Annotated in this window: 25 protein-coding genes and 1 pseudogene; all 26 read right to left on the bottom strand. The window is 35.8% G+C overall.

What is annotated here, in order from left to right:
• Positions 1–8: 8 nt before the first annotated feature.
• Positions 9–368: a 50S ribosomal protein L18 gene (gene rplR, locus EW093_RS10770; RefSeq protein ID WP_149568413.1), complete on the bottom strand. Its 360-nt coding sequence runs from the start codon at positions 366–368 to the stop codon at positions 9–11.
• Between the two features lie 10 nt (positions 369–378).
• Entirely contained in the window at positions 379–927 is a 549-nt protein-coding gene (rplF, locus tag EW093_RS10765) for a 50S ribosomal protein L6 (protein ID WP_149568412.1), read from the bottom strand.
• A gap of 12 nt (positions 928–939) precedes the next feature.
• Positions 940–1,338 (bottom strand): 30S ribosomal protein S8, encoded by a 399-nt coding sequence (gene rpsH, locus EW093_RS10760; protein ID WP_149568411.1) that lies wholly within the window; start codon positions 1,336–1,338, stop codon positions 940–942.
• Positions 1,339–1,347: 9 nt separating this feature from the next.
• Positions 1,348–1,533, bottom strand: a complete 186-nt coding sequence (locus tag EW093_RS10755) for a type Z 30S ribosomal protein S14 (RefSeq protein ID WP_149568410.1) — start codon at positions 1,531–1,533, stop codon at positions 1,348–1,350.
• Positions 1,534–1,544: 11 nt separating this feature from the next.
• Positions 1,545–2,093, bottom strand: coding sequence for a 50S ribosomal protein L5 (gene rplE / locus EW093_RS10750; protein ID WP_149568409.1), 549 nt, complete (start codon positions 2,091–2,093; stop codon positions 1,545–1,547).
• The gene (gene rplX / locus EW093_RS10745) at positions 2,093–2,422 is read right to left on the bottom strand and encodes a 50S ribosomal protein L24 (protein ID WP_149568408.1); all 330 of its coding nucleotides are present in this window, start codon (positions 2,420–2,422) and stop codon (positions 2,093–2,095) included. Before rplX ends, rplE begins: the two co-directional genes overlap by 1 nt.
• 8 nt (positions 2,423–2,430) lie before the next feature.
• Entirely contained in the window at positions 2,431–2,799 is a 369-nt protein-coding gene (rplN, locus tag EW093_RS10740) for a 50S ribosomal protein L14 (protein WP_149568407.1), read from the bottom strand.
• A 9-nt stretch (positions 2,800–2,808) separates the two neighbouring features.
• Positions 2,809–3,066, bottom strand: a complete 258-nt coding sequence (gene rpsQ, locus EW093_RS10735; protein ID WP_149568406.1) for a 30S ribosomal protein S17 — start codon at positions 3,064–3,066, stop codon at positions 2,809–2,811.
• 10 nt (positions 3,067–3,076) lie between these two features.
• Positions 3,077–3,274, bottom strand: a complete 198-nt coding sequence (gene rpmC, locus EW093_RS10730) for a 50S ribosomal protein L29 (protein WP_149568405.1) — start codon at positions 3,272–3,274, stop codon at positions 3,077–3,079.
• Positions 3,275–3,277: 3 nt separating this feature from the next.
• Positions 3,278–3,700, bottom strand: a complete 423-nt coding sequence (rplP, locus tag EW093_RS10725; RefSeq protein WP_149568404.1) for a 50S ribosomal protein L16 — start codon at positions 3,698–3,700, stop codon at positions 3,278–3,280.
• 1 nt (position 3,701) lies between these two features.
• Entirely contained in the window at positions 3,702–4,406 is a 705-nt protein-coding gene (gene rpsC / locus EW093_RS10720) for a 30S ribosomal protein S3 (RefSeq protein ID WP_149568403.1), read from the bottom strand.
• Positions 4,407–4,772 (bottom strand): 50S ribosomal protein L22, encoded by a 366-nt coding sequence (rplV, locus tag EW093_RS10715; protein WP_149568402.1) that lies wholly within the window; start codon positions 4,770–4,772, stop codon positions 4,407–4,409.
• Between the two features lie 11 nt (positions 4,773–4,783).
• Positions 4,784–5,059, bottom strand: coding sequence for a 30S ribosomal protein S19 (rpsS, locus tag EW093_RS10710; RefSeq protein ID WP_149568401.1), 276 nt, complete (start codon positions 5,057–5,059; stop codon positions 4,784–4,786).
• A 9-nt stretch (positions 5,060–5,068) separates the two neighbouring features.
• Positions 5,069–5,893 carry a 50S ribosomal protein L2 gene (rplB, locus tag EW093_RS10705; RefSeq protein ID WP_149568400.1) on the bottom strand — a complete coding sequence of 275 codons (825 nt, stop codon included), beginning with the start codon at positions 5,891–5,893 and terminating at the stop codon, positions 5,069–5,071.
• A 23-nt stretch (positions 5,894–5,916) separates the two neighbouring features.
• Positions 5,917–6,231: a 50S ribosomal protein L23 gene (rplW, locus tag EW093_RS10700; RefSeq protein ID WP_149568399.1), complete on the bottom strand. Its 315-nt coding sequence runs from the start codon at positions 6,229–6,231 to the stop codon at positions 5,917–5,919.
• Between the two features lie 14 nt (positions 6,232–6,245).
• Positions 6,246–6,869, bottom strand: a complete 624-nt coding sequence (gene rplD, locus EW093_RS10695) for a 50S ribosomal protein L4 (RefSeq protein WP_149568398.1) — start codon at positions 6,867–6,869, stop codon at positions 6,246–6,248.
• Between the two features lie 8 nt (positions 6,870–6,877).
• Positions 6,878–7,495 carry a 50S ribosomal protein L3 gene (rplC, locus tag EW093_RS10690; protein ID WP_149568397.1) on the bottom strand — a complete coding sequence of 206 codons (618 nt, stop codon included), beginning with the start codon at positions 7,493–7,495 and terminating at the stop codon, positions 6,878–6,880.
• 25 nt (positions 7,496–7,520) lie between these two features.
• A complete protein-coding gene (rpsJ, locus tag EW093_RS10685) occupies positions 7,521–7,832 on the bottom strand; it encodes a 30S ribosomal protein S10 (protein WP_149568396.1) in 312 nt (103 codons plus the stop codon).
• Positions 7,833–7,881: 49 nt separating this feature from the next.
• Positions 7,882–9,072 (bottom strand): elongation factor Tu, encoded by a 1,191-nt coding sequence (tuf, locus tag EW093_RS10680; protein WP_149568395.1) that lies wholly within the window; start codon positions 9,070–9,072, stop codon positions 7,882–7,884.
• A 352-nt stretch (positions 9,073–9,424) separates the two neighbouring features.
• A complete protein-coding gene (gene rpsG, locus EW093_RS10675) occupies positions 9,425–9,892 on the bottom strand; it encodes a 30S ribosomal protein S7 (protein WP_149568394.1) in 468 nt (155 codons plus the stop codon).
• 11 nt (positions 9,893–9,903) lie between these two features.
• Positions 9,904–10,277 (bottom strand): annotated as a pseudogene (rpsL, locus tag EW093_RS10670) (30S ribosomal protein S12).
• A gap of 150 nt (positions 10,278–10,427) precedes the next feature.
• Positions 10,428–14,630, bottom strand: a complete 4,203-nt coding sequence (gene rpoC, locus EW093_RS10665; protein WP_149569606.1) for a DNA-directed RNA polymerase subunit beta' — start codon at positions 14,628–14,630, stop codon at positions 10,428–10,430.
• Positions 14,631–14,643: 13 nt separating this feature from the next.
• Complete coding sequence (rpoB, locus tag EW093_RS10660) at positions 14,644–18,129, bottom strand: DNA-directed RNA polymerase subunit beta (protein WP_149568393.1); 3,486 nt, start codon at positions 18,127–18,129, stop codon at positions 14,644–14,646.
• A gap of 92 nt (positions 18,130–18,221) precedes the next feature.
• A complete protein-coding gene (gene rplL / locus EW093_RS10655; RefSeq protein WP_149568392.1) occupies positions 18,222–18,590 on the bottom strand; it encodes a 50S ribosomal protein L7/L12 in 369 nt (122 codons plus the stop codon).
• A gap of 71 nt (positions 18,591–18,661) precedes the next feature.
• Complete coding sequence (gene rplJ / locus EW093_RS10650; protein ID WP_149568391.1) at positions 18,662–19,159, bottom strand: 50S ribosomal protein L10; 498 nt, start codon at positions 19,157–19,159, stop codon at positions 18,662–18,664.
• Positions 19,160–19,182: 23 nt separating this feature from the next.
• A complete protein-coding gene (gene rplA, locus EW093_RS10645) occupies positions 19,183–19,857 on the bottom strand; it encodes a 50S ribosomal protein L1 (RefSeq protein ID WP_187759898.1) in 675 nt (224 codons plus the stop codon).
• Position 19,858: the final 1 nt, after the last annotated feature.

Here is a 19,858-nt window from a genome sequence, read left to right as displayed (position 1 = left end):
ATCTCCTTTTAGAACTTAATTCCGGTCTCTCTCGCAGCTTCAGCTATTGCTTTAACCACACCGTGATATTTATAACCATTTCTATCGAATACTATAGTATCTATGTTAGCTTCTTTAAGTCTTTGGCCAATTACTTGACCAATCTTAGTTCCACCAGCAATATTTGACTTAGTTCCCTTTAGCTCTGCTTCTAATGTAGTAGCAGAAACTAAAGTATGACCAGCAACATCATCAATAACCTGTAAACTAATATTTTTATTACTTCTAAATACAGTTAATCTAGGTTTTAATGCAGTACCACTTAAAGTCTTACGAATATGATTTTTTCTTTGAACTCTTCGTTTGTTCTTTTCTATTACTCTTTTCATGACCCGTTACCTACTTAACACCAGTCTTACCAACTTTACGTTGAATATGTTCATCAGAGTACTTAATACCTTTACCTTTATATGGCTCAGGTGGTCTAAGACTTCTAATTTCTGCTGCAGCTTGACCTACAACAGCTTTATCAATTCCAGAAACTTCTACAATTGTATTCTTAGGAAGATCAATTGTTACACCCTCAGGAATCACATATTCAATTAAAGTTGAATAACCTAAACTAAAGATAACACTTTTATCTTTAATCTCAGCTCTATAACCAACACCATTGATTTCAAGAGTTTTCTTAAAACCTTCTGATACACCGATAATCATATTGTTTAAAAGGTTTCTGTAAAGTCCGTGAAAAGACTTTGTTGGCTTGGATTCATTTTTTCTATCAACAACAATTTCATTGTCGCTGATGTTGAAAATAATATTTCCATTAGCAGGAGCGAAAGTTTGAGTTAACTCTCCTTTTGGACCTTTTACTGTCAATAAGTCATCTTTAGCCGTTACAACTACACCCTTAGGAACAGCTACAGGTTTTCTACCAATTCTAGACATCTCTAACTCCCCCTACCAAACTTTACAGATTATCTCACCACCAACGTTTTGTTGTACTGCTTTTTTACCAGTAATAACACCGTTAGATGAAGAAACAATTACAGTTCCAAAACCGTTAAGAACCCTTGGCATGTCTTTGTAACCTGAGTAAACTCGTCTACCAGGTGTTGAAACACTTTTAATACCATTAATAACAGGTTGGTTTTTATCATCATATTTTAAGAATACTCGAATAGACGGTTTATCATCAATTGAAACTTTTTTGAAGTTCTTAATGTAACCTTCATTCTTTAATATCTTAATAATCTCCAGCTTAAGCTTAGAAGTTCGAATATCTACTTTTTCGAACTCAGCTGAGCTGGCATTTCTAATTATAGTTAGCATATCCGCTACTGGATCTGAAACACTCATTATATACTCCTACCAACTAGCCTTAGTTATACCAGGAATCATACCTTCGCTAGCTAACACTCTAAAACAAATTCTGCACATTTGAAACTTTCTCATGTACCCTCTAGGTCTTCCACACACTCTACATCTATTGTATCCACGTGTTTTGAACTTAGGAGTTCTCTGAGCTTTTACAATCATAGATTTTTTAGCCATCTAACAATCTCCTATTTCTTGAAAGGCATACCGAACTTAGTTAATAATGATTTTGCTTCTTCGTTACTCTTTGCAGATGTAACAAAAGCAATATTCATACCACTAACTTTTTCGATCTTATCGTATTCTATTTCAGGAAAGATAATCTGTTCCTTAATACCTAATGAGTAGTTTCCATTACCGTCAAAAGCTTTATCGTTAACACCTTTAAAGTCTTTCTCTCGAGGAATAGCTACAGAAATTAGTCTCTCCATAAACTCATACATTCTATCACCACGTAGAGTTACTTTAGCACCAATTAACTGTCCTTCTCTTAGTTTAAATCCAGCAATAGATTTTCTTGCAGCAGTTTTAACTGGTTTTTGACCAGTGATTAAAGTCATCTCTTCAACCATTGCATCTAAAAGCTTTTTATTATTTATTGCTTCACCAACACCAGCACTTACAACAATTTTTTCAAGCTTAGGAATTTGCATTACTGATTTGTAACCAAATTCCTTATTCATTGCATCTGCAATACTGTTTTTGTATTCAGCTTTTAATTTAGGTACGTATCCCATTACAGTTTTTCCCCACACTTCTTACAAACACGAGTTTTTTCGTTAGCATCAATTTTGATTCCAACTCGTACTGGTCCACACTTAGGACAAACAACTTTAACATTAGAAATATCTAAAGCTGCTTCAACCTCAACAATTGAACCTTTTTCACCAGTCTGAGGGTTACCTTTTACAGTTTTCTTAACAATGTTAATACCCTCTACAATTACTCGGCCTTTTTCTTGGTTAACTTTTAATACCTTACCAGTTTTAGGATTTTTTTTATTAAAATCTTTTCCAGCAATAATTTGTACTAAGTCACCTTTCTTAATCTTATATTTTACAGCCATAAGTCCCCCTACAGTACCTCAGGTGCTAAAGAAACGATCTTCATTTGACCAACTTCTCTAAGCTCCCTAGCAACAGGTCCAAAAATACGCTTACCAACAGGCTCTAATTTATCATCAAGAATAACACAAGCATTATCATCAAATCTGATATAAGAACCATCTTTTCTTCTAATCTCTTTGTGTGTTCTAACAATAACAGCTTTCTTAACCTCTCCCTTTTTAATTCCGGAGTTTGGTAAAGCCTCTTTTACAGCTACAACGATGATATCACCAACAGTGGCAGTCATTCTATGAGAACCACCTAATACCTTAATACACATTACCTTTTTTCCACCGCTGTTATCAGCGACATTAAGGTAAGTTTGCATTTGAATCATAAATTACCCCTATTTCGCTTTTTCAACGATTTCAGTCATAGCCCATTTTTTTCTTTTACTCATTGGTCTAGACTCAATAATTCTTACAGTATCGCCAATATTTGCTTCACTATTTTCATCGTGAGCCATATATTTCTTACTACTAGTAACGTATTTCTTATAAAGTGGATGTAAAACCTTAGTTGTTACTCGAACAACAATTGTTTTTTCCATCTTATTACTTTCTACGATTCCTGTAAAAAGCTTTTTATTTGATTTATTTTCCACAGTCTATCTCCTAAGCCTTTCTGATACTTAGTTCAATTTCACGAATCACAGTGTTCATTCGAGCAATATCTCTTCTGATATTTCTCTTTGCAACTGGATTTTCAACATGACCTAAAACCATATTAAATCTTAAATCCTGTAACTCTTTTTTAAGCTCATCTTTCTTAGCAAGACACTCTTCTAAAGTAAGGTTAGTATTCTTTTTCATATCCTACCCCAGATTCCTTCTCTCAACAATCTTGCACTTAACAGGAAGTTTACCTGCTGCAAGCTCTAATGCTCTTCTAGCGACACCTAAATCGACACCACCAATTTCGAACATTACAGTCCCATTTTTAACAGCTGCAACCCATTTCTCTACAGATCCCTTACCTTTACCCTGTCTAGTTTCTGCAGGTTTTTTTGTATAAGGAATATGAGGGAAAATTCTGATGAATACTTTTCCTTCTCTTTTACAAAATCTTGTAGATGCAATTCTGGCAGCTTCAATCTGACGACTAGTTATCCACTCGTTCTCAGTTGATACTAAACCGATTTCACCAAAAGAAATTTTATTTCCTTTTGTAGCAGAACCTTTAGGAATTGCTCTACCTCTATGTACCTTTCTATGTTTAACTCGTTTTGGACTTAACACGTTAATTGCTCCTTGAAGGTCGGCTTTCCCGCTGTTTCTTAACTAGAAGTCCAGCGTCATCTTTTTGCTCATTACCATATACTTCACCGTTGAACACCCAAACTTTAACACCAATGGCACCATAAGTTGTTTCTGCTCTAGAGAATCCGTAATCGATATTAGCTCTTAAAGTATGTAGCGGAGTTCTACCTTCTTTAACCAGTTGTGCTCTTGCCATTTCTGCTCCACCTAAACGACCAGAAATCTTAATCTTGATTCCCTGAGCGCCGGCTCTCATAGCATTTTGCATAGCCATTTTTAAAACACGTCTAAATGCAGCTCTACCTTTTAATTGTTTTGCAACATTTAGTGCAATTATCTGAGCATCAACTTCAGGTTTTTTAATCTCTTTAATCTTAATGTTGATTTTTTGAGATGTAAATTTCTGAAGATCTTTACCCAGTTTTTCAATATTAGCACCTTTAGAACCAATTATCACACCAGGTCTTGCTGTATGTACCATAATAGTAACTCTTTGAGGTTGTCTGATTATTTCAACATCTGAAATATCAGCACTTTTACCCTCTGCACTATTTAATACAGCATGTCTGATCTGTAAATCTTCATGTAAAGTGTTTGCATAATCTTTAGGATCAACATACCACTTCGATTTCCATGTTTTATTGATTCCAAGTCTTAGTCCGTAAGGATGTACTTTTTGTCCCATCTACTTATTCCCCTGCAACTTTTTTTCATCCAACACAACTAAGATGTGAGCGGATCTCTTAATTAATCTATCTGCTCTACCTCTTGATCTTGGCCAGATTCTTTTTTGACTTGGTCCTGCATCAACAAGTAGCTCTTTTACATACAACATCTCTTCATCTAACTGGCTGTTTTGAAACATTGCGTTTGCACCAGCAGATTGAAGTACTTTTCTTAAAAGCTTAGCACTTTTATTTGGCAAAGCTTCTAATACTGCAACTGATTCAACATAAGATTTACCTCTTACTAAATCAGCAACAGGTCGTATCTTAAAAGGAGACATTGGTAAACCTTTAGCTTTGGCGCTATAACCTTTTTTTGCTTCCATTTATACCCAACCTATTTCTTAGACTTCTTGTCAGATCCAGCGTGACCTCTGTACATTCTTGTAGGAGCGAATTCACCGAATTTATGTCCAACAAGATTCTCAGTTACATACACAGGAACCCAAGTTTTACCATTGTATACAGATACAGTTAATCCAACCATATCAGGTACAATAGTCGATGTTCTAGAAAAAGTCTTGATCATCTTTTTATCGCCAGCTTTAGCAGCTTCAACTTTCTTATAAAGGCTTTTAGCGACAAATGGACCCTTTTTAATTGATCTTGACACGCTTTACTCCTATTTTCTTCGTTTGACAATAAATTTGTCAGTTTTGTTATGTTTCTTTCTTGTTTTGAAACCTTTCGTAGGCTGTCCCCAAGGAGAAACAGGATGTCTACCACCAGAAGTTTTACCTTCACCACCACCATGCGGGTGATCAACAGGGTTCATTACAACACCCCTAACTTTTGGTCTTTTCCCTAGCCATCTGGATCTACCAGCTTTACCTAACTTGATGTTCATGTGATCAGAGTTACCAACTTCACCTAATGTAGCCATACATTTTTTGAAAACTAGTCTCATTTCACCTGAAGGTAGTTTTACTGTTACGTAATCCCCTTCTTTTGCAGCAAGTTGTGCTCCAGCACCTGCAGATCTTACTAATTGAGCTCCTTTACCAAGCTGTAGTTCAATATTATGTATTGTTCTACCAACAGGTATAAGCTCTAATGGTAGTGCGTTACCAATAGCAATTGGTGCATCATTTCCACTTACTATAGTTGCGCCTACTTCTAAGCCTTTAGGTGCGATAATATATCGTTTTTCACCATCAGCATAATAAATTAAAGCAAGATTTGCACTTCTATTTGGATCGTATTCGATAGCTTTAACACTTCCTGGTACACCAAATTTATTTCGTTTAAAATCAATTGCTCTTAACTTCTTTTTATGTCCACCACCACGTCTTCTAACACTGATTCTTCCACCTGCACCTCTACCGGCTTTGCTGGAAGTCCCTTTAGATAAAGCTTTTAAAGGTCTTTCTTTTGATAAACCTTCAGTTGTTAAACTCTGTCTATATCGTTGAGACGGTGTTCTAGGATTATAAGTTTTTATTCCCACAGAATTCCTCCTAAACCTTCGCTCTATGCGCCTTCAAACATGTCAATTCTCTCACCATCAGCAAGAGTTACTATAGCTTTTTTCCAAGCTGCAGTAAAACCATGACCACGTTTATAGCTGGCTCTAGAAACAGGAAGGTTTGCCTTCTGTTTTCTCTTCACATTCACAATATTACAATCAGTAGCAGTTACTGAAAATAACTTACTTACAGCTCTTTTGATCTGTAATTTGTTTGCTTTAACATTTACTTTAAAAGTATACTGTTTTTTTGCATTTTCACGTAAGTTAATAGATTTCTCAGTAATAACCGGCTCTAAAATTATTTGATCAACTGTCATCATTTAAATCCTTATTATTTCCCGTAGAATTCGTTCAGTTTTTCAACTGCGCCTTCTAGAACAACAATCTTTTTTCCGTAGAAAAGATCATGCGCTCTTAATCTGTTATAGGCTAAAAACTTAACGTTTGGAACGTTTCTTCCAGCTCTTCTTACCATTGCATCATCATCTTTTAGAATAACAACAGTTCTTTCTTTCTCTACAAAATTGCTAATTACCTTAACAAAATCTTTAGTTTTACCAGACTCAATTGTAAAGTCTTCGATAACAGTAATAAGATCTGTTTTAGCTTTTAAACTTAAAATTGACTTCATAGCCAATCTTTTAGCTTTTCTTGGCATTGTGTAGCTATAGTCTCTTGGTTTAGGACCAAATGCAGTTCCACCACCTACCCAAACTGGAGATTTCTTATCACCAGCACGAGCTCGACCAGTTCCTTTCTGTTTCCAAGGTTTAGCAGTACTACCTTTTACGTCTTTACGACCCTTTGTACATGCAGTTCCAACTCTTTTGTTAGCAAGCTCATTATTTATAGCAAGATAAATTGAACCTTCGCTAACTTCACGAGCGAATACAGCATCATCAAGAGTAACAGTTCTTAATTCTTTACCCTCTATTGAATATACCTTTTTGTCCATAATATCCCCTACTTTTTCTTCGCGTTTCTAACGATCACGAGTCCACCTCGTTTACCAGGAACAGCACCCTTAATTAAAGCAATCTGCATCTCTGCATCAACTTTAACTAATTCAAGATTTTGCACAGTTTTTTTATCGCTACCCATTCTTCCAGCCATTTTTGTGTTTTTAATAACACGACCTGGATATGTAGCCATACCTGTACCACCAGCTTCTCTGTGAAACTTTGAACCATGAGTAGCTCTACCACCACCAAAACCATGCTTCTTCATTACACCCTGGTAACCTTTACCTTTAGAAGTACCTGTAACATCCACAAAAGATATTCCATCAAGTAGCTCTACACCAAAAGAGTCACCAATTTTGCACTCTTTATCAAATCCTCTAAATTCCATTACATGTTTTTGAGGCGTTACTTCTTTGAACTGACCAGCAACAGGTTTAGAAACTTTTGATTCTTTAGTTTCAACTGTTCCTATAACTACTGCATCATAACCATCTTTTGCTGTCTCTCTTTGAGCTACAACAATATTTGATTCGAATTTTACAACCGTTACAGGTACCAATTCACCATTGTCGTTAAATACCTGTGTCATTCCAACTTTTTTGCCGATAAGACTTATCATTTAATACCTATCCTATTATCTGCACTTACTGTTTGATGTCTACGTCAACTCCGGCAGGGAGTTCTAGCTTCATTAAAGCGTCCATAACAGCAGAGGTTGGTTCTAATATATCAATAAGACGCTTATGCGTTCTCATTTCAAACTGTTCTCTTGATTTTTTATTAACAAAAGGAGAACGAAGCACTGTATACTTACTAATTCTTGTTGGTAAAGGAACAGGTCCTGCAACTTTTGCGCCCTGTTTCTGAACAGACTGTACAATTGCCTTAGCAGATTGATCCAGTAACTGTACATCAAAACCTCTTAATCTAACTCGAATTTTTCCTTCTTTTCCCATTATTCCCCCATAAGATCGAACCAGGGAAGGCTCGATCTATCTCGAATTACTACTCGATAATCTCAGAAATCTGACCAGAAGCTACAGTTCTACCACCCTCACGGATAGAGAATCTTAATCCCTGTGTCATTGCTATAGGGTGAATTAACTCAACACTAATTGTTACGTTATCACCTGGCATAACCATCTGCTTATCTTCAGGAAGAGTTACTGTTCCTGTAATATCTGTAGTTCTAAAGTAAAATTGTGGTCTATAACCTGTAAAGAATGGGTTATGTCTACCACCCTCATCCTTAGTTAACACATATAGTGCAGCTGAGAATTTAGTATGTGGCTTAATAGAACCTGGCTTACAAAGTACTTGACCCCTTTGAACTGCATTTTTATCGATACCTCTTAATAAAGCACCAACGTTATCTCCAGCTTGACCTTCATCTAATAACTTGTTGAACATCTCAACACCAGTACATGTAGTTGTTTGAGTATCTCTGATACCAACGATCTCAATAGTATCTCCAACATGTAAAACACCTGTTTCGATTCTACCAGTTACAACTGTACCACGACCTGAAATTGAGAATACATCCTCAATTGGTAATAAGAAATCTTTATCAACTTCTCTCTCAGGAATTGGGAAGTATGTATCCATTTGCTGTAAAAGCTCTTCAATACATGCAGTTTTTTCTGTGTCATCAATAGCTGACATTGCTTGGAAAGCTGAACCTTTGATTATTGGAGTATCATCACCTGGGAAACCATACTCTGATAAAAGCTCCATAACTTCCATTTCAACTAACTCAACTAACTCAGGGTCAGCTAAATCCATTTTGTTCATGAAAACTAATAACTTAGGAACACCAACCTGTCTAGCAAGTAAGATGTGCTCTCTTGTTTGTGGTTCTGGTCCAGAATCTGCAGCAACTAAAAGTATAGCACCATCCATCTGTGCAGCACCAGTAATCATGTTCTTAACATAATCGGCATGCCCTGGACAGTCTACGTGAGCATAATGTCTAGTTTCTGTTTCATACTCAATGTGTCTAGAGTTAATTGTGATACCACGCTCTTTTTCTTCTGGAGCATTATCGATATCTTCGTAGCTCATTACTTTACCGTCACCAGCTTTAAATGAACAATATGCACTTATAGCCGCAGTAAGAGTAGTCTTACCATGGTCAACGTGCCCGATAGTACCAACATTTAAATGCGGTTTATTTCGTTGGAATTTTTCCTTAGCCATTCCGTCCTCCTGGATAATATTGCTAATAAATAAAATATAAATACCATTACAGGGTATATTATGTATAAATTATTGCATAAGGAATCGCTAAGAACTTAAGAAGCTTACTATTAAAATCCATCACCTTCTGACTACGCCAGTGGTTTGATATCTTGAAATTAAGTTGTAAACCTGGTTCAAAAGCGGATTACCAAAACGCAATCATTTTGCCAGACATAAAAAGTTATACAAAACTCTTTATCCTATTGCTATAAAGCAATAAACAAAAACACCCTTTAAGAGTGTTTAAATAAAATAACCTAACTTAGATCTTTTATCAAGGTCTAAACTAGGTTTTAAGTAAAAAAATATATTATTTGTAATGAGAGAACGCTTTATTAGCTTCTGCCATTCTATGAACATCTTCTTTCTTCTTAAAAGCTGTTCCAGTTAGATTGTAAGCATCTAATAATTCTGCACCAAGTTTTTGAGACATTGTTTTACCATTTCTCTTTCTTGCTGCTGCAATTATCCATCTCATTGATAATGCTTCTTTTCTACTATCTCTTACCTCTACAGGTATTTGGTAAGTAGAACCACCAACTCTTCGAGACTTAACCTCTACTGCTGGCTTAACATTTTCTACAGATTTTAAGAAAGACTCTAAAGCTTCTTTTTCTGTTTTAGACGCTAAAAAATCAATAGCACCATAAACACATTTTCTACTTACAGATTTCTTTCCATCAACCATCATTCTAGAAATAAATTTTGCAACTACCTTACTACTATACTTTGAGTCTGGAGTTACTGGTCTTTTTTCAGCTGCTCTTCTTCTTGACATCTTATCTCCCCCTAAGCCTTAGGTCTCTTAGTACCATACTTACTTCTAGCTTGTCTTCTTGATTCAACACCTAGAGTATCTTTAGTACCTCGAATAATATGATATCTAACACCAGGTAAATCTTTAATAGCTCCACCTCTTAAAGCAACAACACTATGCTCTTGTAAGTTATGACCAATTCCTGGGATATAAGCAGTTACCTCTATTCCATTAGAAAGTCTTACCCTTGCTACTTTTCTTAACGCAGAGTTTGGTTTCTTTGGAGTTACAGTCATTACTCTTGTACATACACCTCTTTTTGAGGACACCCTTGTAATGCAGGTGCTTTTGTTTTCTTCTTAGTAGACTTTCGTCCTTTTCTAACTAATTGATTAACAGTTGGCATTCGCCTCTCCTAATAATGTAATTAAATATCCAATGAACCCGCAATTTTAACAAAGTAAATAATTCATGGTATTCGTTTCAGCATGTTTGCAAAAAATATCATACTGAGAATATAAATTCAAGGGTCCAGCATAAACCCTTGATAAATATATTAAATTTCTTCTTCTGTAGCCTCTAAAGCAGCCTTAGCTCTCTCATTCATAATCTCTTGAACGTGTTGATCTAAGTCCTCAACTTCTTCGTTATACAGTTTTGGTCCAGCATATCGTTTCATACCTGTACCAGCTGGTATTAAGTGACCTATAACTACGTTTTCTTTAAGTCCACGTAACTCATCTATATCACCGGCAATAGCAGCATTTGTTAAAACTCTAGTTGTTTCCTGGAATGACGCAGCTGAAATCCAAGAATCAATCTGTAATGAAGCTCTTGTAATACCTAATAATAGAGGTCTAGCTACAGCAGGTTGACCACCCTGGGATACAACTTTCTCATTCTCTTTTCTAAAGCTATACTTATCGATCTGCTGACCGTAGATAAAGTGAGTATCACCAACTTCTGTAATCTCAATTTTTCTCATCATCTGCCGAACAATAACACCTATATGCTTATCGTTTATCTGAACACCTTGCATTCGATAAACTTCTTGTACTTCGTCAACTAAGAATCTCTGTAGAGCATTTTCTCCTAGGATATCTAAAACATCATGGGGATCAATGTTACCTTCACAAAGTTTCTCACCAGCTTTAACAGTATCTCCATCTCTAACAACTAAGTGTTTACCCATTAAGATCTGATGTTTAAACTCTCTACCGTATGGATCTTCTACTGCTATAAGCCTCTTACCTTTAGCAATTCCTTTAAATCTAACAACACCACCGATTTTAGCTAAAACAGCCTCTTCTCTAGGTCTTCTTGCTTCAAATAGCTCTCCAACCCTTGGTAGACCACCAGTAATATCTTGGGTCTTAGCAGACTCTTTTAACAGTTTAGCAAGAGTTGTTCCCGCTATAACCTTTTCATTGTTATCTATACTTAAATAAGCGTTATTAGGCAAGAAGTATGTTGCTAACTCTTTACCATTATTATCCAATATAAGAATTCTAGGCTGCAGTGTTTCAGCTGCTGTATCAGATATTTTCTTCTCTATTTTACCTGTATCCTCATTAACTTCCTCTCGAAGTGTTGAACCAGGTATAATATCTTCATACTTTGTAGTACCTTCAAACTCCGCAATAATTGGATCACTAAATGGGTCGAAGAATGCAATAGCCTCTTCTGCTGGAACAATTTGATTCTCTTTAGCGATTACCGTAGAACCATTTCTTATTTCAACAACTTGATCCTGAGCTACAAGTAAAAGGTCATCACCGTGAAGTACAACAAATGCAATATCATCTGCTTCTACATTTCCTGACTTTCTTTCAATGATTATTTCACCTTTAATAACTTTCTGCCCATCTTCGACTATAATATTGTCAGCTTTCTCTATTTTGTATGTATCTAAGATTTTAGCTACTGTCATTTCACCCTTTCGAGTAAACAATACTTTATCATCTTCGATTTCTACAGATTGACCAACAAAAGATCTAATTAATACTGGGTAGTTTAAAGCGATCTTATTATCTTCAGTTATTGCAGATGCAGCACCACCAACGTGGAAAGTTCTCATTGTTAACTGTGTTCCTGGCTGACCAATTGACTGAGCAGCAACAATACCAACAGCTTCACCAATGTTAACATTCTTATTTCTTGAAAGATCTCGACCATAACATTTTCTACAAACACCCTGTTTTGCTTCACATGTTAATACAGTTCTAACCTTTACAGACTCAACACCAACTGATTCAATAGCTCTTGCAGTTTTATCTGTTATCTCTTCGTTTACATCAATAATAATCTCATCTGTAATAGGGTGCTTAACTCTTTCAAGTGTAAACCTACCCTGGATTCTATCTGATAATGCCTCAACAACTTCTTCACCGTCTTTAAGAGCAGTCATCTCAATACCATTAATAGTTCCACAATCTTCCTCATTAATAACAACATCTTGAGCTATATCAACAAGTCTTCTTGTTAAGTATCCCGCATCCGCAGTTTTTAAAGCTGTATCCGCAAGACCCTTTCTGGCTCCATTTGTAGAGATAAAGAACTCAATTACAGAAAGACCCTCTTTAAAGTTTGATCGAATAGGTAACTCAATAATATCCCCTGAAGGTTTTGCCATAAGACCACGCATACCTGATAACTGTCTAATCTGGTTTCTAGATCCCCTGGCTCCAGAGTTTGCCATCATATAGATATTGTTAAATCCATCTTTATCTTTTTCAACATTATCCATCATCTCGTTTGTTAACTTCTCATTTGTCGTAGACCAAACTTCAACAACTCTGTTATATCTCTCGTCAGATGTAATATGTCCCTGCATATACTGATTTATGATTTTACTCTCTTCAGCATTTGCGGCATCAATCATCTCTTTTTTACATTCTGGAATAAGAATATCATCAACACCAATAGAAGCACCAAAGATAGTTGCATATTTATACCCTGTATCTTTAATGATATCTAACATTTTAACTGTTACATAAGCTCCATGTTCTTCATAAGTGTGTGTAATTAAATCTCTAATCTCATCATCACCAAGCCTATAGTTAACAAATGCTACCTCTTCTGGTAAAAGATCGTTAAATACAATTCGCCCAGCAGTAGTTTTTATCCACTCTCCATCAATTAAGATATTAATTAAAGCTTGATACTCTATTGAGTTTGCTTGTACCGCTAAAATAGCCTCGTCTTTACTTGATAAGTATTTACCAGTTCCTTTAGCCTTTGGTTTTTCACTAGTTAAATGATAAATTCCAAGAACCATATCCTGGGAAGGATAAACTACTGGTTGACCATTTGCAGGTGACATTAGATTTGTATCAGACAACATTAAAGTCCAACACTCTATCTGTGCTGCTCTAGTTAAAGGTACGTGGACAGCCATCTGGTCACCATCAAAGTCGGCATTAAATGCATGACATACAAGAGGGTGAAGTCTAATAGCTTTTCCTTCAACTAAAACAGGTTCAAAAGCTTGAACACCTAATCTATGTAGAGTTGGTGCACGGTTTAAAAGTACTGGATGCTCTTTTACAACCTCATCTAATACAGCCCAAACTTCTGGAGTTTCATGCTCTACTAAACTCTTTGCTTTTTTAATATTATATACTATGTCTCTTTCAACAAGTTTTTTCATAATAAATGGTTTAAATAACTCTAAAGCCATTTTTGCAGGTAGACCACACTGATGTAGTTTTAAATTAGGACCAACAACAATAACCGATCGACCTGAGTAGTCAACACGCTTACCAAGTAAGTTTTGTCTAAAACGACCCTGTTTACCTTTTAACATATCAGAAAGAGATTTTAATGGTCTGTTAGAAGCACCTTTAACAACTTTTTTCTTTTTAGAGTTATCAAATAGAGCATCTACAGCTTCCTGTAACATCCTCTTTTCATTTCTAATAATAATATCAGGAGCATGAAGAGACATTAATCTTTTAAGTCTGTTATTTCTATTAATAACTCTTCTATAAAGATCATTTAAGTCAGATGTCGCAAATCTACCACCATCTAATTGAACCATAGGTCTTAACTCTGGTGGAATTACTGGAATAACATCTAGTATCATCCACTCACATCTATTTCCAGAGTCTCTAAAGTTTTCTACAATTTCAATCCTTTTAAGTAGTCGCTTATCAGATTTAGCTCCTTTATCAGCCATTTTAGCTCTTAATTCAGATGACAATGCATCTAAGTCTAAGTTTTCTAAAATGGAACTAACAGCTTCTCCACCCATACCAGCAGTAAAAGTAACACCATATCTATCTTTAGCTTCAGCATACTCCTCCTCTGTTAAGAGTTGATGCTTTTTTAAGTCTGTGTCAGCTGGCTCAATTACAATATACTTTTCATAGTACAAAACGCTTCTTAACGCAGCAATTGAGAGATCTAAAAGAAGACCCATTCTTGATGGAACTGATCTATAATACCAAATGTGAGATACAGGACATGCTAATTCAATATGCCCCATTCTTTCACGTCTAACTTTAAAGTGGGTTACCTCAACTCCACATCTATCACATACAACACCTTTGTATCTAATAGATTTGAATTTACCACAGTAACACTCCCACTCTTTAGTTGTTCCAAAGATTCTCTCACAAAAGAGACCCTCTTTTTCTGGCCTAAGAGTTCTATAGTTAATAGTTTCTGGTTTTTTAACTTCACCATAAGACCATGCTCTGATCTGCTCTGGTGAAGCAAGCTTTAACATTATATGGTCAAAATCTTGTTGTTCATTCATCATCTATTTCTCCTTAGAACCGGCTGCCCTGTTTATCTATTATTTCTGCATCCCTTTCTGTAAGTGGAACTTCACGACCTTTTTCGTCGTATATAGTTAAGTTAAGAGCTAATCCTCTAAGTTCTTGAACAAGAACTCTAAAAGACTCAGGAACACCTGCAAATGTTGCAACGTCACCCTTTACTATACTTTCGTATATTTTCGCTCTACCAACCATATCATCTGATTTAATAGTTAATAACTCTTGAAGTGTATGAGCTGCTCCATATGCCTGGAATGCCCAAACCTCCATCTCTCCAAGTCTTTGACCACCAAACTGAGCTTTACCACCTAGTGGTTGCTGAGTTACTAATGAATATGGACCTGTAGATCTAGCATGCATTTTATCATCTACTAAATGGTGAAGTTTTAAGTAGTACATATATCCTACAAAAACATCGTTTTTAAACGCTTCACCAGTGTAACCATCATATAGAGTTACTTTAGAACTTCTAGGTAAACCTGCTTTCTCTAAAGTATCTTCAATTGTTGTAGCTGAAGCAGATTGGAATACAGGAGTTTCAAAAAACTTACCTAAAGTACCAGCTGCCCAACCAAGTTCAGTCTCTAATATCTGCCCAATATTCATCCTTGAAGGAACACCTAGTGGGTTAAGACAGATATCTAAAGATGTACCGTCAGCCATAAATGGCATATCTTCAACTGGTAATATTCGTGCAATAACACCCTTATTACCATGTCTACCAGCCATTTTATCACCCTCTTTAAGCTTACGCTTTGTGGCAATTAAAACTTTTACTACCTCTTCTACACCAGGAGATAACTCATCACCTTCTGATCGTTTTAGTCGCTGTATATCTAAGACAGTTCCTTCAACACCGTGGGGTATTTTTAAAGAAGAGTCTCTAACTTCTTTAGCTTTCTCACCAAAGATTGAGTTTAATAGTTTAAATTCTGGAGTTGTTTCAGTTTCATTTTTAGGAGTAACCTTACCAACTAAAATTGCTCCTGATTTAACTTTAGCACCAACACGAACAATACCCTCCGCATCTAACTGCTCTAAGGCTCTCTCTCCTGTATTAGGAACGTCTCTAGTTAATTTTTCTGGACCAAGTTTAGTCTCTCTAATCTCAGTAACAAACTCTTTTATATGGATAGATGTATAATAATCTTCTTTAACAATTCTTTCAGAGATTAAAATAGCATCCTCATAGTTATATCCATTCCAAGGAACAAAACCTACTAATAAGTTTTTACCTAGAGATAACTCACCATTAGCAACTGATGGACCGTCTGATAGAACATCTCCAACTTTTACAATTTCACCCTTCATAACAATTGGTCTCTGGTTAAAACATGTATCCTGGTTAGTTCTTTGGAACTTAATCAGCTCATGCTCTACAGGATCTGAACCATCTGCAGGGGTAACTACAACCTTATTGGTTGAAACGTAAGTAACCTCTCCTGCTACTCTAGATTTTACAAGTACACCAGAATCATAAGCACATTTACCTTCCATTCCAGTACCAACAAGTGGTGCTTCAGGGAATAAAAGAGGAACTGCTTGACGTTGCATGTTACAACCCATTAAGGCTCTGTTGGCATCATCGTGCTCTAAAAATGGAATAAGAGATGCTGAAGCTGAAATGATCTGTTTTGGACTAACATCCATATATTTGATCTCTTCAGGAACCTTTGTAGTATAATCACCACTTTTTCTAACAGCTACACGCTCTTCAACAAACTCACCATCTTTACTTAAAACAGCACTTGCTTGGGCAATATAACATTTCTCTTCATCCATTGCAGATAGATACTCAACTTCTCTAGTTACTTTTCCGTCGATTACCTTTCTATAAGGAGTTTCCAAAAATCCGAAGTCATTTACTTTTGTATAGTTTGCAAGAGAGACAATAAGACCAATATTTGGACCCTCGGGAGTCTCAATAGGACACATTCGACCATAATGAGAGTAATGAACATCCCTTACTTCAAATCCAGCTCTATCCCTTGATAGACCACCAGGCCCTAATGCATTTAATCTTCTTTTATGTGTCAATTCTGAAAGAGGGTTTACCTGATCCATGAATTGAGATAATTGAGATGAACCAAAAAACTCTTTAATTGCAGCAACTATAGGCTTAATAGAAATTAAATCTTGAGGTTTTAAAGATTCATTATCCTTTAAGGACATTCTCTCTTTTGAAATTCTCTCCATTCTAGAGAAGGCAGCTTTTAAAGAGTTAGTTAATAACTCTCCAACACTTCTTATTCTTCTGTTTCCTAAATGGTCAATATCGTCAATTGAAGCATCACCCTCATATACTTTTATTAGTTGAGACATGGTATTAACAATATCTCTCATTTCAAGTACTAAGGAGTCATTTGCGTCTTCGTAATCGAATTTTTTGTTTAACTTATATCTACCTACGGAACCTAATTCATACCTTCGTAATGAAAAGAACATTGACTTTAAGTCTTTTTCAGCACTTTCAACTGTTATAGGCTCACCTGGCTGTAATATTGCATAAACCTGGGCAATCGCTTCTTCCCTAGAAGGCTCATCTTTTTCAAGATCATCCTTACTAAATTTTGACTCTTCTCTTTCAAAGCAGTTTAAAACAACTCTTGAATCTAAAGAACCATTAGCACCAAAGTCAATCACATCAATTTTTTTAACACCAGAGGCTAACATTTCATCAATATCATGGGGATGAATTTTTTCACCAGCTCTATATAATTTTTTCTCTTCACCATCTTTTTCTCCGTAAACGGCTTTAGCGAAGTATCGATTAATTAACTCTTCTTTGCTCTTTTTAGTTACTTTTACAGTCTCAATAACATGAAACTTCTCAATTATTTGCTCTCGAGTAGAAAAACCTAAAGCTCTTAAAAAGAGAGTACCTAAAACTTTTTTCTTTCTATCTATTTTTGCATAAATCAGTTCTCTTTTTTGGTCGATCTCAAACTCTAACCAAGAACCTCTATATGGTATTATTCGTGAGGAAAATATATCTTTATCTCTGGAAAAAATTACACCAGGAGATCGATGGATTTGACTAACTACGACTCTTTCGGCACCATTTATTATAAATGTACCACGGTCAGTCATTAATGGAACATCACCCATATATAAAACTTTCTGTCTTATCTCTCCTGTATTATTAAATACAAGACTAATATTTGCCTTTACCGGCACAGAATAGCTTAAGCCCTTTTTTTTACATATAGACTCTGAAATTAACTCTTTATTAGTATCTAAAGTATAATTATTATACTCAAGGGTGAGTTCTCCGTTTGAACTTTCTATTGGGAAAATTGATCTGAAAACACTTTCCAAACCCTCATCTCCGAGAGCTCCGCCCTTTTCTAAAGTTCCCTTCTGTAAAAACTTATTATATGATGACAACTGAATGTCAATAAGATTTGGTAATTCCATTACCTCATCATATTCTTTCCCAATATAACTTCGGGCTTCCGACTTATCTCGTACAAACACTTTAAACTACCCCCAGACAACAATACCACCTTCGGAGAACCCTCCGAGGTGGTTAGTTGAGAAAAAATTATAATTTTAAATTAGTAATTAAACTACTTAACTTCAATTACAGCACCAGCTGCTTCTAATTTTTCCTTTACTGAAGCTGCATCTTCTTTAGATACACCTTCTTTAATAACAGCATCAGAACCTTCAACGATCTCTTTTGCCTCTTTAAGACCAAGACCTGTAGCCTCTCTAACAGCTTTGATTACTGGAATTTTCTTTCCATCAGCAAAACCTTTAAATACTACGTCGAATTCTGTTTGCTCTTCAGCAGCAGCACCAGCTACAGCTCCACCAGCTACAGCTACAGGTGCAGCAGCAGATACACCAAATTTTTCTTCCATTGCTTTTACAAGCTCTGAAACCTCTAATACAGTCATTCCAGCAATTGCGTCTAAAATTTCTTCTGTTGTCATATTATCTTCTCCTAAATATACGTCACAGCGATAGTTAACAACTACGAAGACTAACGCTGTTAATAATTATTTTAAGCTTCTGCTTTTTGGTCAGCAACAGCCTGAATTGTTCTTACAAGTTTAGATGTAACACCATTCATAGCGTACATTAACATCTGAATAGCTTCATCTCTAGTAGGTAGAGTACTGAATACTTCTGCTTCTTGACTTGACATTAAGTCTCCGGCAACATATCCACCCTTTACTTCTAATGATGTCTCTTTTGCAGCAGCAAAAAGAGCTTTAGCTACAGGACCAGCTTCACCTTTTACTAAAGCAACAGCTGTTGGTCCTACAAGATACTCTTCTAAACCTTTAACATCAATAAGCTCAAATGCTTTTTTTGCAAAATTATTCTTAACAACATGAATTTCTGCATCTAAAGCTCTTAACTTACCTCTAATTTCTGTAATCTGCTCCACAGAAAGACCTCTATAGTCAGTTAAAAAGTAACTTTCTACTGAACCAAATTGTCTTTCAAGCTGACCTACAGCATCAATTTTATATTGTTGTATTTTTTTCTCTGCCATCGAATATCTCCTTCAGTAACCGACTATTTAAAATCGACCTTAACACCAGGCCCCATTGTAGAAGCAAGAGATAAAGATTTAACAAAGTCACCTTTTAAATCAACTGGTCTTTTTCTCTTAAGCTCTGCTGTAAAAGCGTTTAAGTTTTCTTGAATCTTTTCAGCATCCATTGAAACCTTACCAATAGCAATTGAAACAACACCTGTCTTATCAGCTCTAAACTCTGTTCGACCCTGCTGAAGTTCAGCAACCGCACCTTTAACATCCATTGTAACTGTTCTTGTTTTAGGGTTAGGCATTAAACCTCTTCGACCTAAAACTGGACCTAGCTTTCCAACTTCTCTCATCATATCAGGTGTTGCAACACAAACATCAAAATCTAACCAACCGTCTTTTACTTTATCAACTAACTCTTCTGCACCAACATAAGTTGCACCAGCAGCTTTAGCTTCTTCAGCTTTTTCACCTTTAGCAAAAACTAAGATTTTCTTCTCACCAGCAAACTGATTAGGAAGAACTACAGTATCTCTAACTGTATGACTCTTTTTAAGGTTTAACTTTACAGCAACCTCAACAGTTTCATCAAACTTAGCATAAGAGATCTCTTTTACTAAATTTAAAGCATCTAAAGTTGGATATAAAACCGCGGAATCTACTTTTGCAGCAGCTTGTTTAAAATTCTTTCCTCTTTTCATCAGC

The organism is Thiospirochaeta perfilievii (assembly GCF_008329945.1).
Taxonomy (GTDB): domain Bacteria; phylum Spirochaetota; class Spirochaetia; order DSM-2461; family DSM-2461; genus Thiospirochaeta; species Thiospirochaeta perfilievii.
This window is presented reverse-complemented; position numbering and strand designations above follow the sequence as displayed.